Origin of the sequence: Scytonema sp. PCC 10023, from assembly GCF_963920835.1 — a bacterium.
GTDB lineage: Bacteria > Cyanobacteriota > Cyanobacteriia > Cyanobacteriales > Nostocaceae > Kalymmatonema.
In genome coordinates, this window is record NZ_CAWUDP010000045.1 from 36,778 (window position 1) to 51,529 (window position 14,752).

The window sequence follows — 14,752 nt, forward strand, 5'->3', positions numbered from 1 at the left end:
TTTTTATGATGCCTCAAATTGTAAAAATCAATTGTCGCTGACTTTGTTGTGAAGCGAGGTAAATCGCCACTGTGCCGCCAGTCACTACTAAAACTAAGGCTGACGGGACGAGGGGAACCCAAATGCCAGAGCAAAAGAGAATTAAGCAAACAACGTATAAAACGCCTATTGCGCCTCCACCCGCTAGTATGAGATGTCGTCCTGACTGATAGCGCCAAGCAATTGCTCCTCCAACCACAGACCAACCCCAAACCCACAACACTTCACCCCAAACAGGCAAAACTGATATCAAAGGTCGCCCATCTTTCACCGCACTCACAAGCTGACTCACCATCTGTGCTTGCAGAATGACCCCTGGTATTTCCAGGGAAAAACCCTGCCCAGTCATGTAAGGGGTAGGACTATAATCACGGAAGCTTGGGGCAGTGGTACCAATGAGGACAATTCGGTCTTTGACTTGTTCCGGGTTGACCTTACCCCTAAGAACATCTGTGAGTGTGACTGTGGGGGCAATTTCTAAAGGAGAATCTTGGTAAGAGCGGTAATTGAGCAATATTTGATAGCCCTCTGTATCTAATTGTTGATATCCACCCATGTGAGACCGCAACCGCTTAAATACGACGTTGCCTAGCTGCAAATCCCCTTGGGGAGTGTATTTGGCAGAAATACCCTCCTTCTGGAGGTAGTGGAATGCCAGTTGGGCGTTAAGGGCGTAGTGTGCAGTACATGGGGTTGTTGGGTCTGCTGGTTGCATTGCCAATAAATGACGACGCACAACACCGTCTGGATCTGGGACAATATCACTAAATCCTTGGCGTTCTTTTGGAACTTCCTTTGGAGGTGAAGTTCCCTGATGGTCTTGTGTGCGATCGCTCACTTTACAAATCGCAAAGAAGTTATCAGCAGTTTGCAGACGAGTGGCTAAAGCAGCCTGGTTGGGATTTACTGTCCAAGGACGATAAATATCCAAGCCAATGGTTCGCGGTTGGAACTGTGCAAGTTTTTCCAACAGCTGCGCCAGTGCTATATCTGAGAGTGACCCTTTTCCTTGTTGCTGTTCTTTTAGTTTCAAATCATCTTCGGTGACAGTGACTATCAACAGGCGCGAATCTTGCTTTTCCTGTGGACGCGATCGCGAAGCGAGTAAAAAGCGAGGCGGCGATCGCATGAATTGGTCATAAGCCTGCAACTCCCATGTTTGCAATCCTCCTTGGTGTCTTATCCCTAGTACGCCAGCGGTTATCAACAAACTCAAAACTAGCAAGGTTCCGAGGCGGCGAGTGTTGGGAACTCGGGATTTTGCCCAAGCCATTGGCACTACAGCAGGATGTTCGCAAATGACTGGCAACCAACTTGCGCCTGGATATTCGCCCTCTAGTCCGTGGAGTTTTTCTCTAGCAGTCCGAAAGGCAGCATATATAGACTGTCCTGAGGAAAAAGCCTGCAGAAAATGCTTTAAAAATGCTTGAGCCACCAAGTCTGGCACCGGCTCTCGCATGACAATAATTTGCGGAATATGTAAATCTTGTAGTTCTCGCGCTAATCCCAACCCATCACAGGAGTTGAAAATCGCTAATTGCAACCCGTTGGCAACAGCATTTCTCAACGCATACTTGAGTTCGGCAATTGTTAAGCTCTCTGTCTCATTAATATAGATGCGACCAGTGTCACCTTCGGTCTTGCTATGACCCGCGAAGAATAAGATGTTCCAGGGTTGGTTCCACAACTGGTCGTTGATGTCTTGACGTTGAGGCTGTTCCAAAAAGGTCGTAGCCGCACCCGGCAATTTTTTTAGTAACTGGCGGTCTTGGTCTACATTAATACCATTACTATCACCCAAAATCGCTAAAATTCTGATTTTATTTCTTTGGGCAGATGTCTGCAATGCGGCTGCCACTTGTTCTGACTCTGGAACACTTAAAGCGACTTCAGCTTTTTGATAATCTTGATCAATCAAATCCCACAAATGCCAAGGAAGTTTCTTGATCTGCAAACAAGGAGTGCGTATCAGCACCCGCACTTCGTCCTCTGGCATTAAGTGTTTGAGCCATTTTTCCCGCACCGGGCGAAAAGACTCTGACAGCAACCAGTTATTCAGATGCTTACGCAACTCACAAGCAGCGCTTTCGCAGTCATTGCGCCACTGGGTAATGGAACCATCGTAAATAATTTTTTTGGCTTTGATACGGGCATTTCCCAGACTGCAATAAGTTGACCGCCACTGGTCAATTGCTCTCACCATGTTTGGATTTGAGGGTAACTTACCGGAAATTTCTGTACTGGGGCGAAAGCCTTCTTCCCCAATCTCCAGCGTCACCCGCACCCCCACCTCTAAATCGCCATCTAGCTTCAGGACAACTAACTTTCTCATTGGCAGCACCTCTATATTCGCTTCAGATGACAAAATCTTCTATAGTGCTGACATCCGCCAGAGCGAGTTTAACACTGAAACGTTCTCCTATCTCGCAACTAAACTCCAATTGAATATTCTTATTGCTGCTTCTAGTTTGGGCTTCCATGACAGATGCTCCATCACAATCCAACAATGTCAAATGGAGATTTGGTGGCAAATAATTTTCTTTGCTTGTGGGATGTACTTCCACGATAACGTCCATTTCCTGGTCATTGTCTGGAGTGAGAGTAACGACTAGAACGACGGCTTGCTCGGTCAAAAGTTTCCCCAAATTAATCAACTTGCCCCTGCTAACCAAATCGCCCTTACTACTTCTAAGGCTACTAGCTACATAGGCTGGTTGAGTGCGTAAGAGAGATTCAATTTCTTGCCAGCCAGCATCAAAAATATTCTCAAACCATTGCTTCAAGTTGACCAAATTATTATTTACTTTGAGCGAATCATCAGCTAATTTGGCTGTATTTAATTGAGTCAGATATTCTAAATAATCCAGTAAATCTTCCAAAGAATGCAGTTGACTGATTGATAATACATCATTTGATACTTCCTTGACAAATCCTAGCAACTTTGCCTCTCGAAATGATTTACTAATTTGCACAGCCACATAGCCGATTCGGTTTAACTGTGCTTCGGGTGGCACATAGACAAACTGTTCCCCTTCCAATACCGGACGACATTCTAACGAGCCTAAATTTTTTAGCGACAAATCAGCTACGTCCATAAGTAAATGCTGCACTGGGTTCCAACTGTCACTCGCTTCCAAGTCTGTCTCGAACCCCATGCATTGTAGATATGAATTCACAAAAGACACAGATAAAGTATTGAGACGGACTTGTTCGCCTTTTTCAGGCGTGGCTTGTTGTCTACATAATTGTTCAGCTAGCCGCCTAGCTCCTGGAGATATAAGTCCTGTAAATGTTAAAAAACCTGTTTTGTTGCTCATAATTTTTTGACCACCCGGTTAAATTTTATGAAATCTACAAATATTCTCTTAATATAGGAGCAAATTTTTTCAGGCATCTTTGATAAAAATTATGTAATGATGAAATTCCAATTCGCCATTCGGCTGAGATGTCTTTCCAGGGAATTCCCGAATACCTTCTTCTCGCTATTTCTTGAAAATTTGCTTCCGGATGACCTTTTATATGTTCTTTGATAAAAATTCCTTCTGGGTCAGATTCTATAAATTGAATGATTTGTTCATACAAAGACGTAGATTCAGAGTCGGAAATATTTTCTATGTGAGACTTGTCTAAACTTATTTCATTTTCTTGTCCTACAATTACGGGTATAGCTTCTGGAAAAAAGCGTTTAGTGAGTAGCATATTCACCCAGGTTATGACTTCACCCCGTTCTGAGTCATATTTGCTAATATTGTCATCTCGACAAATATAAAAGAATAGACTTTGTACCGCTTCTTGATAAATATCTTCATAAAGTCGTTGAAATTGACCGCTATAGGGACGAATAAGTTTACCTGACAGCCAAATGGCATCAACTAGCTGTGTTAAAGCCATCCGTCGCTCCTTGGTTGCTTGTGGGTGTCGTTGGGCAAGGAGCGCTAATTTTTTAAGTTGTACATCTAGCTGTTTTCTCAACGAGTCGTTTGTCATAAAAGACCTCGAATGTCATTGCACCGAGTTGCGCTCTATATTTCTCAGCTAGAAAGCGCGGGTTTTACACAAACTATTGTTGATTGTTACAAAAATTTATTTATTGAGAGTGGGATGGAGCGATCAAAGGGCAGTGTCACCCGGAAAATCGCCCTTTAGAGGGCTCCTGTCGCTATGCCTGCGGCTAAGCGATACCGCTTGGCAACTACCAGCCCCAAGATTCACCCGATCGCTGCACTCCCAAGTGCGATCGCGTTTCCCCTTAAGGCGACTGCGGTAGGTACTTCAGGGCAAGGTACAAGTTCAGCTAAAACCGCACGAAACTACATCTCACCCCGATAGGGGGAGTGTGAGAGGAATGCGGGTCAAAGAAGGGGGTTCGATACCCCCTTCTTTGACATTTTCTTGGCTAGCACCCGAAGGTAATCCCTAAACACATCATTTTGCGTTCTGGCTGTCATGTCACAATATTGCAGCCATACTTGTTTTTCTTCTGGGGTGAGACGAAAATTAACACACTCTGTAAGTTTTGCCATTGTCGTGTAAAAGGATTTCATTTACAATGATGACATGAAATACACATACCAGTACAAAACATTCGCAACAACTCAACAGAAGCTAGAGCTAAATCTCTGGCTCAGAACGTGCCAGTACTGGTACAACCGCCAATTAGGTGACAGATTTGATTGGTGGGAGTGCAACCGCTCCCCCGTTAATGCCTGTCCTCTGGTAACACACTTACCAGAATTACGGGACAAGCCAAACTATTACAACCAGAAAAAACAATTGCCAGACCTCAAAAAAGAACCTGTTGTTGTTCAGTGGTCTGGGCAAAAGCTAGATTTCTCGCGAGTACCAGCAAACACGCTACAAGAAGTTTGTAAGCGAGTAGACAAAGCCTTTGAACGCTTTATTGCAGGCGACTCATCTGGGAAGCGTAGTGGAAAACCACGCTTTAAATCCGAGTCTCGTTTTCGCTCTTTCGTAATTGAAGGTGCTGGACTAGAGTTGCATTCTTGCTCAGTGGGCGGGAAGTATCTCTACATCAAAGTCCCTAAGATTGGCTTAATTAAAGTTCGGTCACATAGACATATCCCGGATGGCGCTGTTCTCAAGCAGTTGCAGTTCATCAAAAAGAGCGATGGCTGGTTTGTAAACTTACGACTAGAAGATGTAACCGTTCCTACTATCACCCCAGAATCAATTATTCCTACATGGGAAAACTCGATGGGACTGGATGCTGTCTTGCATGAAGACAGCTACCTTGCAACATCAGAGAATACAAAGCTTCCCTCTCTCAAAGTTCTACGCAAGAGTTTAGAAAAGCTAGCTCAGATATCTAAGAAGAAGAATTTAAGAAAAAAAGGTTCTGCGTCTAGACGTAAGCTAGCTAAAACAGAAGGAAGGCAGCACCAGAAAATAGCTAGAGCGAGGAAAGATTTCCAGTACAAAACTGCTCACAAACTAGTGAGAACTGGCAAGAAAGTATTTTTCTATGAAGACCTCAACCTAACAGGTCTTACCCGACGCAATGCCCCTAAACAAGACGAGACAGGGGCATATCTTCCCAACGGTCAGTCCGTCAAATCAGGGTTGAACCTGTCATGGGCTGATGCTGCATTTGGTCAATTCTTTGAAATCTTAGGTCACATAGCTGGAAAAGCTGGAGCCGTTGTGGTTGCAAAGAATCCTGCCTATAGCTCTCAATTGCTCTCCTACCGAGACGAATTTGCCTTTACTGATAGAGATATTCGAGAGTATTGGGATGAAATGCAGAAGCTCTGGGTTGATAGAGATGTCAATGCTGCTATCAACTTGAAGAGGCTGGGGCTGGACGTGTTCCCCAGCATAAAACGCCGAAAAGGTGGTATGGCAATAGTAAATTCTATTACCGATACCACCTCCAAGGAAGTTCTCCGTATTCTCCGGAATACCTGAGAAGCCTACACGCTCCCCGTTAGGGCAGTGTAGGAGCGTCACGGACGATCGCTTGCCATGCTGGCGCACTCATGGCAGCACCCAAACTCAGCACGAACGTCAAAGCCAGTAATAAGGGATTTCCAAATGAAAAATGTCTTTCCTGTGACCCAACGTCCACCGATGAATAGGCGATCGAATCCGGTGTAGGGAGCGGGTGCATGAGAAGTTGAGTCGGTCGTTCGGTTTGGGGTCGTTGTGGTCATAAAAAAGTCTCCTTATCGGTTTGTTGGTTGGATACTGCCTCTCGACGCTCCAGACGAAATCAGACGTATCTCACAAAAACCGAATGCTTTATGGTATGTATGTTGTAGCTGCGATCGCGCTTCTGTTTCATCTTCCCTATGGTTAGGACGGAAGTTCAATATTGTGTGTTCGAGGATACCTTCCTGGAGTTCTGTCTATGACTACTTTTTAGTACGAGCGCCAATCTGGTAGGATGGCTTAGCTCTTGCAACAGATGTATACTGGGAATTGCGATCGCGAAGCGTCTCCATGAGCATCGCTTGGCGCATATAGCATCGATTTCCGCTAATTCTTGCTATAAGACAAACCAGTAGAGAAACACGATTGCGTTCATCGGCTAGATTTTACGTCAAAGCCAACGCTTGTTCCTTAGAGAATAATTTGGAAGATATACGGAACTCTGCGGTCTATCCACCCAAAGCAGCCTGCTATCCGGACAGTTGGTATTAATCCAATTAATACCATCCCCTTATGAAGCTAGCACGATTAGAAAAGTTGGTCAAAGTCCTGCTTGGTCAATCAATCTTGACAAAGATATCGATAGGTTTCTGGAAGATGATTCAGAATATTTTAAGACCAAATGGGATGAATCCTTTAGCAATAATTTACGACACATTGAGTGCTGGAATTCACAGGCTTCGTGAAGAGGAGTGTCTAAAGAACTCCGAATACATACGGGTTGCATTGTCCTATATAATCCAAACACTTACTCGGCAGAATGAAGAGCAAAGAGCATTTCTTGATGCCACAAAAAGTCTAAATGACTTTAACAGTAAATCTAGTTAATCTGGTGGAGAAAATCTGCCTAACGATTCGCGTGAGGGGCTGCAAACAACTTTGAACTCAGCAGTGGAAGGCTTTCATGAGTCTGCGCTAAGCGAATTGTTAGGCTTGGCTTGGAATATGGAGAAACAAGTCTATATCATGCATATTTAGATACTTTACTCATGCGCTGAATCCTCCAGAACAGTACCAAAAGCTAGCAGCCAATGCTTTATACATAGCTGTTTGCCAAGAGTTTAAATATACTGACTCACGACTTGCAGCTTCTTCACTGAGATGAGCATTAACTCCTTTATAGCCCGTCTTAGAGAAAAGCTGAGCAAGACGATCTCGAATATTGACAAGTTCTGTTGCTGCATGTGAGGTGTAAAGATATGAAAGCTTAAATACTTTAAAGTGGTGTTCGATGCGTTTAGCCTTCAGAATATCCCAACCTACAGGTGGTTTCGCAAAAAATTGAAGGACAGCTGGAGAGGTCTCAATAACTTTTGCATAAAGCCATAAGTCAGTTTCGACATCATCAAAGTATGGATGAATTGTCTCTTGATCTGACGTCTTTGGAATTGCAGCAATCTTTGTCTTATTACAATCTGCACAAGCAGGAACCAAATTTATTGGAACAACAGCAAGTGCCGGATATTCGGTCTTAGGTAGATGATGATCTAGGGTAGAGACTACGCGCTGTCCACATAAGGGACAACGACCATGTGCAGGAGCAGCCAATAACTTATCGTAAATTGAGCGTCCTGGAGCATCTTTTTTTGCCATCCTATTTGTGTATACTTCTAACATCTCTTGCTTTGTCACTATCCCATTAACATCATTTTGCGGTATCAATGTATGAAGCGTAGTCGTTGAAGCAGCCGCTTCAAATTCATTAGCAGCCGCTACTATAGTTGCTCCGACTGAGGTTAGACGGGACTTTAAACCAATGTTCCTAACACGGCTGATGCACGTGAGGAAAACTGCTCCAGGCTCATCAAGAGGCTTTGTCAACTTTCGCATGACGTTACAACTCCTCTTCGGAGTCGCGTGCTACGATCAGAGCGCGTAAGATAGCACGTGCTTCAGCTCCAAGTTCATAATCAAACATGTCCATAGTAGATTCAAAACTTCTCCCGTGTTCTACAGCAGCCTGAAGTAATCTATGGAACCCAGACTGTGTTACTTCCAATCCGAATACTTCACGTGTTAGGATACCAGCATTTTCTCCAAAAGTTTCTATCTCAGGTCTTTCAACTATGGCTTCAGAGCCAGTACGGCGTAACTTCCAAGCGCAGCTTCTAGGAACTTCTTGGAGAACAACGGGCGAGTGAGTTGCTATGATTGCAACGCCATTTCGATATATTAAAAGCTCAGAAAGCGCTCTAACGAATGCAGACAGAAGTGGTGGATGAAGATGTGCTTCTGGCTCATCTAGCAAAACTAATGTACGCTCTTCAACGGTTTCAACTAACCGGGTCATTGTCAAGAGAACAATTTTGTGACCAGAACTGAGCTTATCAAAAACTTTACGAGCTTTCTTATCAAATAACTCATTTTCATTACCATCAGCTAGTGATGCTACCTCCGCTTCTTTGAAGATTGGATCTGCTTCAAGCATTTCCAGAGATCTTTGCCAGCGAATGACTCTAGCACCTTGCCTGCAAGCGCGTACACTACTTACAAACTCAGTTGCCAATATTTGAGGAGTTTTTGGTGCAGGGTTAGCCTCTTTTCCCTTGCTACTCAAGCGCTTTAGTCCAACATAAGAGTATTTAATACCAACTGTCTTATCCTTTCTCTCACGCAGTGGTTCAAAATCATCAAAGGCACTAAAAGTAACAGAAACTAGATTTGCGAAAAGTTCAATATTATTGCTCATCTCTTGGGAAGTGAACCTTCCAAATTGATTGGGGGATGCCTCTTCATCCACTAGTGAACGTGTCATGTAATTAAGAATACGAGTTTTACCAACACCATTCCGACCGATTAAGACATGGATATTAGTTGGAGGATTTGACTCTGGTTCAACCTCAAAAGATAGAACAATCGAAGGTATTGTACTACCACTACGACTTGGCGATTGATAGGAGAAGTCGTAGCGAGAGAGCCGAGCTCCTCCATCTACCAATCGTCGGAACTGTCCACGCACAGACATAGGAGTAACAGACCTCAAAAGTGAAATCTTAGTTACTCGCTCCTCAAGTGCTCTCTCAAATAGTGAAAGATCTGCAACGACATCCCTTAGTCCAGTTAGCACTCGCTCTCGTAGTGAGTGACTGAGTTTCTTTAGACTCTCGTAATAGCTGTCTTCTTGCCCAAGCGAGAAGAAGTGTTCGTCCAATGCATCGAATTCATCTGGTATTTGAGGGCTACGTTGTCCCTTCTGCATACCAAACTGACCAATTTTGACACCCCCTGGCTGGTGTTGTTCACCTGCTTCATCAAATATGATTAACGAAAATAAAGTTGAAAACTCAAACCAGTCGTCCCAGTTATCCCTAACCAGGAAAACATTGGGAAGAGTTGAAGATAAGGTTGGTGTTCTTGAGGAGAGAACAGTAAAAAACATAAGAATAGAAAATAACGTAAGGCATTTATGTTCTCAATATTAGCTGAGGGAAAACTCATTAAAGCCTAACAATTCGTTCGCAGTGCATCGTCTATCATTTAAGCTGCATTAGCTCTTGTATAGCACATCAATTAATTCAATCTGCTCTGTCGCTCACACTGACATCAATTGCTGGATGCGCTCTGGCACCTCTCCTAGCCAATCCGGATTCTCGGCAGTGCCGTCGTAAATTGATGAGGTTTTGAATGGCTCAAACTCGCCGCGTGATGCCGCTTCTGCTGTTTTTGCTAACAGCGATCGCACCTGCTCATCATTCATCGGCTTGAACGTCCGCACCGCTTCAAACGCTTGATCGAGAATCTCCATGCTGTCAATTCCCGTAATTACAAGCGATGTGGGCAGATTCAATGCATAATGTAGGCACTCAATTGGCGTTACCGTATTTGACGGTAAAAGAATACCGTTTGCCATGCTTTTCATGCCAAGAGACACACTAGAGCTGGCTGTAGGCAATTTAGCTAATTCGGGCGCGAAACTACGTCCTACCCGTAAGGGAGGCGGTAGTTGCTGTCCTGGACAAAAACTCGGTACACCCCCGACCTATATTAAACGTCGTTTAACGCGGGACAGGGGTGTCCTCGTTGATTGTCTATCTCCGTGATATTATAGAGATGGTCGTTGACCCGCCCGCCAGCAAACAGATAGGTCAAAAGAAAGTAGCGTAACGACGCTTACCGCAGAAAGCTCGGTAGACCAGGGGAATGGGATTTGCCGCTGGAGAGCAAAGCACACTCCATGCGAATCCTCGGACAAAAAAACGATATTCGCCTGCGGAAGGCTGGGCGACTGCCGGGGTCTAGGCTTATGACCTAGTAAACGCCTATTGGCGAGAGACGCTGTGTAAGACCAAATTGTACTTGTACAAAGAGGCAACGGCGAGTGAGACCGGAAGCCTGCACTCACCCATGAGCGGGAGTGTAGGTACTTCACGCAGTGTGAGGTACATGGTTGAGTTGATGCGTTACGCGATCGCTCGTGAAGGCGAGATCCCCGACTTCTCTAAAAAGTCGGGGATCTGAAGCGCTGGCATCTCACACCTCAAATAGGATTGCTTGTAACTCATTTCTAAGGCGTGTTCATCGAGTTGGATCGTCACTGACTTTGACAATCAGCTTGCCAAAGTTTTTCCCTTGTAGTAAACCGATGAAGGCGTGCGGGGCGTTTTCCAGACCCTCTACAACGTCTTCTTTATACTTGAGCTTACCTTCCTGCAACCACTGAGAAACATCGTTTACGAACTCTGCCTGACGCTGTTGGTAATCACCAACCAGAAAACCTTTGATTAAAGCGCGTTTAACCAACAGTGGCATCAAATTAGGACCAGGAGGAGGATTTTCTGCGTTGTACTGCGAGATTAAACCAACCAGTGGTATTCTTGCCCCCAGATTAATCTGCTGCAACACAGCTTCTAAAATTGGACCTGCCGTATTGTCAAAGTAAACGTCGATTCCGTTAGGACTAGCAGCTTTGAGTGCTGAACTTAGGTCTTGATTTTTGCGGTTAATGCAGGCATCAAACCCTAATTCTTTCACTACGTAATCGCATTTCGCCTCACTACCAGCCACCCCCACTGCCCGACAGCCTTTGAGTTTGGCAATTTGACCGGCTACAGAACCGACTGCGCCAGAGGCAGCAGAAACGACAACCGTTTCGCCCGCTTGGGGTTGCCCAATATCAAGCAGCGCAAAATATGCCGTCATTCCGGGCATCCCCGTTATGCCCAACGCATAGGAGATGGGCGCTTGATTGGGGTCAAGCTTACGCAACGTTTCGCCTTTCGATACGCCATAGGCTTGCCAGCCGTCATAACTAAGCACAAAATCTCCAGCTGAGAATTGGGGATGGTTCGATTTCACCACTTGGCTGACTGTGCCACCCACCATCACAGACCCCAATTCTACCGGAGTAGCATAAGATTCGCGATCGCTCATGCGACCGCGCATGTAGGGGTCGAGGGACAGATAGATCGTGCGGTTGAGAACTTCCCCTTCCCCTGGTTCTGGGATTGGGGTTTCGATCAGGGCGAAATCACTTTCTTTCGGTTCCCCAACTGGGCGGCTTTTGAGTAAGATTTGTTGGTTAATTGAATTAGGCATAATAACTAGTTCTCGATGGCTTTGCTTTTTTTGATATACTGTGCTGCTAGGCAGAAAGAAAGCGATACAAGCCTCCTGTTATGGACTGATGGCAGCCAGACGTAAACAACACCTGATGACTCGTGCTTATCGAGTGTTTCTCAACAATGCAAACATTGATGATTCCTATTTTCTGCCAATACGTTGAGTTGGTCGTGCCGCAAATGACTCTGTATATGCAGTTCCTATAACTAGGATAATCAAGGTGATGATTTGAATCAATGTTATTTGGATTACATCAAAATTTCATGGAAGAAAACCTTCAAAATGATAACTATTAAGGTCTTCTGTGACTATGACTACACCAAATAGCCCCTAGAAGGCTCTACACAGCATTTTAGGGGCTATTGATTTATGATTGGTCACACATTCGGTTTACAAATCCAGTCCATTAAGATCGCCGAAAATCCGCCAAAATAGAAGTTGCCCAACGATTGAGGCACTGGATATGGAAGAATTACTAGAGTTAAAAGATTTGTTGCTCAAAGGTGATGTACCAGGAGCGTTGGTCATCGTTGAAGAATTAGAAGAGATGAGCCGTAAGGATATAATCAAGACGATTCGTAGTTATGCCGTGATTCTGCTGTTGCATCTGATTAAACAGCAAGCAGAAAACCGCACGACTCGCTCTTGGGATGTTTCTATTCGCAATTCAGTTCGGGAAATTCAAAGGGAAAATAAGCGTCGCAAAACAGGGGGCTATTATTTAACTGCTGAAGAATTGCTGGAAACCTTACAAGAAGCTTACTTAAATGCCATCGATGAGGCTTCCCTAGAAGTAGAAGAAGGGCGTTATCAACCAGAAGAATTAGAACAACTGGTTAACCGAGAAGAAATTATAAATCGTGCAATAGCTTTGATATTACCACAAGAGTAAAGATAATTGGCTAAACAACGACTTGACACTTTATTAGTAGAACTCAATTTATGCTCCTCGCGCCAACAAGCACAGCGGCTTATTCAGGCGGGGGGAAGTGAGTGTTGATCAGCAGGTGATTGATAAGCCTGGTACGGAAGTTGATGTTGCGGCGCAAATTCAGATAAAAGAGCGATCGCCCTTTGTTTCTAGAGGCGGGGAAAAGTTAGCAAAAGCATTGCAAGTGTTTGCGATTCCTGTGGAAGGGCGCATTTGTTTGGATGGCGGTATTTCTACAGGTGGTTTTACTGATTGTCTGCTGCAAGCCGCGGCAAAATTGGTTTACGGCGTTGATGTTGGTTATGGACAAGTTGACTGGCACTTGCGAAATGATTCTCGGGTGATTTTGAAGGAACGCACGAATTTACGGTATCTGAAGCCAGAAGAGTTGTATGGTGATGCTGAACTAGCTGATTTAGCGGTGGTTGATGTGTCGTTTATTTCCTTAACCAAGATTTTGCCTGCTCTATGGCAGCTACTGCAATCTCCCCGTGAAGCTGTATTACTAGTGAAACCACAGTTTGAAGTCGGGAAAAACCGTGTAGGTAAAAAAGGTGTTGTGCGTGATTCTAAAGACCAAGCAGATGCTATTTTTCAGGTGTTGCAAGCCGCCAGTGAATTGGGATGGAAGTACAAGGGTTTAACTTGGTCGCCTGGGTCCTGCTGGGAATATAGAGTATCTCTTATGGCTGGGAATCGAGAGTGAAACTCCGCCGCCTGATATAGAGAGTGTTCACCGAAAAAATGGGTCTGAAGCCTCGCCCTTTTAGGGCGACTTTTTTCGCCGTGATAATTCTTTGATGTAGTCTCGAATAACTTCCGAGATTTGCATATCTGTTGATTGAGCATATTCTCTTAGTGTCTCGAACTCTTTTTCGGACAGTCGAACTCGCAACATCTTTTCTCTTGGCATATCATTATAGTAGCAATAATAGTGCTACTATAATGATATGCCGAAATGGAGCATGGGCACTGTTATACTTCGCAGAAACGGTCTCGCCAGTAGGCAAGTGTTGGTGCATAACACGCAAATCGAAGTAATGGGGGCGTCCGGGAACATAACCTCGGTTGTAGAAACAACATCTGGAGTAAGCGTACCTCGTATGTACTAGTGGGAACCCAGAACCAGTAAGCCGCCCTTCAGGTTCCTGAACCAATATGCTTGCGGATGTTCATCTGCAACATCGTTGGGGAAGAGGGCTAGTGAAAACAACCGCTCTGGACTCGGTGGCGAATGCCCCCGTGCTTCAGCCGGGGGTAAGCTTACCAGATAACAATATTAGCTGCATCTAAGTTGCGATAAATTGTTTTTTGTCAATTTCTGTTTTATTTATCGGATTAACGTTTTGCTTTAGTTTTTTAAGTTGCAAAATAGAAGGACAGTTTAAATATTGATGAGAGAAAATTGCATGAGTACTCAAGATAAAGCACGGGAATTAATGGTTCAGCAGCGCCAGCATGACGAACACTTGCACGAGTCAATGCTCAATCGTGCTGAAGCAGTACATCCCGCAGGGACAGACGCTATGACTCAAGAAGAAGCACGGGAGTTAATGGCGCAGCAACGTCATCATGAAAAACACCTGCATGAGTCAATGCTGAACCGTGCGGAGGCTGAGGTAGGATTGCCTACTGATAACAGTGATTCTTCTCAAGAGTGTCGTCTTTATTGATCGCGCGTAAAACCCCATCCCCTTGTGGGTGGGGTGCATCACGCCGGGAGATGACGAAACCATCTCCCTTGCAGGCAGGACTTGCAAGTCATTGAGAGAGTGAGGTGGTTCGACGTTTCGCTCTCTCTGAACTTGGTAATTGCTTGATGTAGTCTCTTATCAATTCGGCTGACGAAATTCCTTTTCTTTGAGCAGCATTCTCCAATTTGTCCCAAACTTGGCTGAGTCAGTCGAACTCGAAATATTTTGTCTCTTGCCATAACCGTAGCCTGATTGTGCTACAATTATCGTATCAGCGCTCCCACTGACCAGATTGACACAAACGAACTTGCTTACAAGGTGAACAGTGCAAACTCTCTCGACGGTAACGGCAGATGCTCAT

The 14,752-nt window shown here is 44.7% G+C and carries 14 protein-coding genes and 1 pseudogene; 6 read left to right on the plus strand and 9 right to left on the minus strand.

Features of this window, described 5'->3' with window-relative positions:
• Window positions 1–13 precede the first annotated feature (13 nt).
• Genes ACM0OZ_RS25290 through ACM0OZ_RS25300 form a run of 3 tightly spaced genes read right to left on the minus strand, consistent with a single transcriptional unit; the run spans window position 14 to window position 4,026 of the window.
• Complete coding sequence (locus ACM0OZ_RS25290) at window positions 14–2,371, minus strand: CHASE2 domain-containing protein (RefSeq protein WP_414585580.1); 2,358 nt, start codon at window positions 2,369–2,371, stop codon at window positions 14–16.
• A gap of 22 nt (window positions 2,372–2,393) precedes the next feature.
• Entirely contained in the window at window positions 2,394–3,356 is a 963-nt protein-coding gene (locus ACM0OZ_RS25295) for a DUF1822 family protein (protein ID WP_414585582.1), read from the minus strand.
• Window positions 3,357–3,390: 34 nt separating this feature from the next.
• Entirely contained in the window at window positions 3,391–4,026 is a 636-nt protein-coding gene (locus tag ACM0OZ_RS25300; protein ID WP_414585583.1) for a sigma-70 family RNA polymerase sigma factor, read from the minus strand.
• A gap of 174 nt (window positions 4,027–4,200) precedes the next feature.
• Here ACM0OZ_RS25300 and ACM0OZ_RS25305 point away from each other — a divergent pair, with 174 nt between their 5' ends.
• Both ACM0OZ_RS25305 and ACM0OZ_RS25310 read left to right on the plus strand, forming a co-directional pair.
• Window positions 4,201–4,368 (plus strand): hypothetical protein, encoded by a 168-nt coding sequence (locus tag ACM0OZ_RS25305; RefSeq protein WP_414585584.1) that lies wholly within the window; start codon window positions 4,201–4,203, stop codon window positions 4,366–4,368.
• A gap of 228 nt (window positions 4,369–4,596) precedes the next feature.
• Window positions 4,597–5,964, plus strand: a complete 1,368-nt coding sequence (locus tag ACM0OZ_RS25310; protein ID WP_414585585.1) for an RNA-guided endonuclease InsQ/TnpB family protein — start codon at window positions 4,597–4,599, stop codon at window positions 5,962–5,964.
• Window positions 5,965–6,002: 38 nt separating this feature from the next.
• Here ACM0OZ_RS25310 and ACM0OZ_RS25315 read toward each other — a convergent pair whose 3' ends face one another.
• Complete coding sequence (locus ACM0OZ_RS25315; protein WP_414585586.1) at window positions 6,003–6,209, minus strand: hypothetical protein; 207 nt, start codon at window positions 6,207–6,209, stop codon at window positions 6,003–6,005.
• A gap of 511 nt (window positions 6,210–6,720) precedes the next feature.
• Between ACM0OZ_RS25315 and ACM0OZ_RS25320 the strand changes: the two genes are divergently transcribed.
• On the plus strand, window positions 6,721–7,035 hold the full coding sequence (locus ACM0OZ_RS25320; RefSeq protein ID WP_414585587.1) for a hypothetical protein: 315 nt from the start codon (window positions 6,721–6,723) through the stop codon (window positions 7,033–7,035).
• A gap of 159 nt (window positions 7,036–7,194) precedes the next feature.
• Here the strand turns inward: ACM0OZ_RS25320 and ACM0OZ_RS25325 are convergent, their stop codons facing one another.
• From ACM0OZ_RS25325 to ACM0OZ_RS25340, 4 genes are all read right to left on the minus strand, one after another.
• Window positions 7,195–8,037: an HNH endonuclease gene (locus ACM0OZ_RS25325; RefSeq protein ID WP_414585588.1), complete on the minus strand. Its 843-nt coding sequence runs from the start codon at window positions 8,035–8,037 to the stop codon at window positions 7,195–7,197.
• Window positions 8,038–8,041: 4 nt separating this feature from the next.
• On the minus strand, window positions 8,042–9,586 hold the full coding sequence (locus ACM0OZ_RS25330; RefSeq protein WP_414585589.1) for an AAA family ATPase: 1,545 nt from the start codon (window positions 9,584–9,586) through the stop codon (window positions 8,042–8,044).
• A 153-nt stretch (window positions 9,587–9,739) separates the two neighbouring features.
• A complete protein-coding gene (locus ACM0OZ_RS25335; protein WP_414585590.1) occupies window positions 9,740–10,057 on the minus strand; it encodes a hypothetical protein in 318 nt (105 codons plus the stop codon).
• Window positions 10,058–10,722: 665 nt separating this feature from the next.
• The gene (locus tag ACM0OZ_RS25340) at window positions 10,723–11,742 is read right to left on the minus strand and encodes an NADP-dependent oxidoreductase (protein WP_414585591.1); all 1,020 of its coding nucleotides are present in this window, start codon (window positions 11,740–11,742) and stop codon (window positions 10,723–10,725) included.
• A gap of 487 nt (window positions 11,743–12,229) precedes the next feature.
• Here ACM0OZ_RS25340 and ACM0OZ_RS25345 point away from each other — a divergent pair, with 487 nt between their 5' ends.
• Window positions 12,230–12,658, plus strand: a complete 429-nt coding sequence (locus tag ACM0OZ_RS25345) for a DUF29 family protein (RefSeq protein ID WP_414585593.1) — start codon at window positions 12,230–12,232, stop codon at window positions 12,656–12,658.
• Between the two features lie 6 nt (window positions 12,659–12,664).
• Window positions 12,665–13,467 (plus strand): annotated as a pseudogene (locus ACM0OZ_RS25350) (TlyA family RNA methyltransferase).
• Here the strand turns inward: ACM0OZ_RS25350 and ACM0OZ_RS25355 are convergent.
• Window positions 13,464–13,610 (minus strand): DUF6290 family protein, encoded by a 147-nt coding sequence (locus tag ACM0OZ_RS25355; protein ID WP_414585594.1) that lies wholly within the window; start codon window positions 13,608–13,610, stop codon window positions 13,464–13,466. The pseudogene ACM0OZ_RS25350 and the gene ACM0OZ_RS25355 sit on opposite strands and share 4 nt — an antisense overlap.
• Before the next feature lie 496 nt (window positions 13,611–14,106).
• On the opposite strand from ACM0OZ_RS25355, the gene ACM0OZ_RS25360 reads away from it, so the two are divergent.
• Window positions 14,107–14,370 (plus strand): hypothetical protein, encoded by a 264-nt coding sequence (locus ACM0OZ_RS25360; protein ID WP_414585595.1) that lies wholly within the window; start codon window positions 14,107–14,109, stop codon window positions 14,368–14,370.
• The last annotated feature ends 382 nt before the right edge of the window (window positions 14,371–14,752 follow it).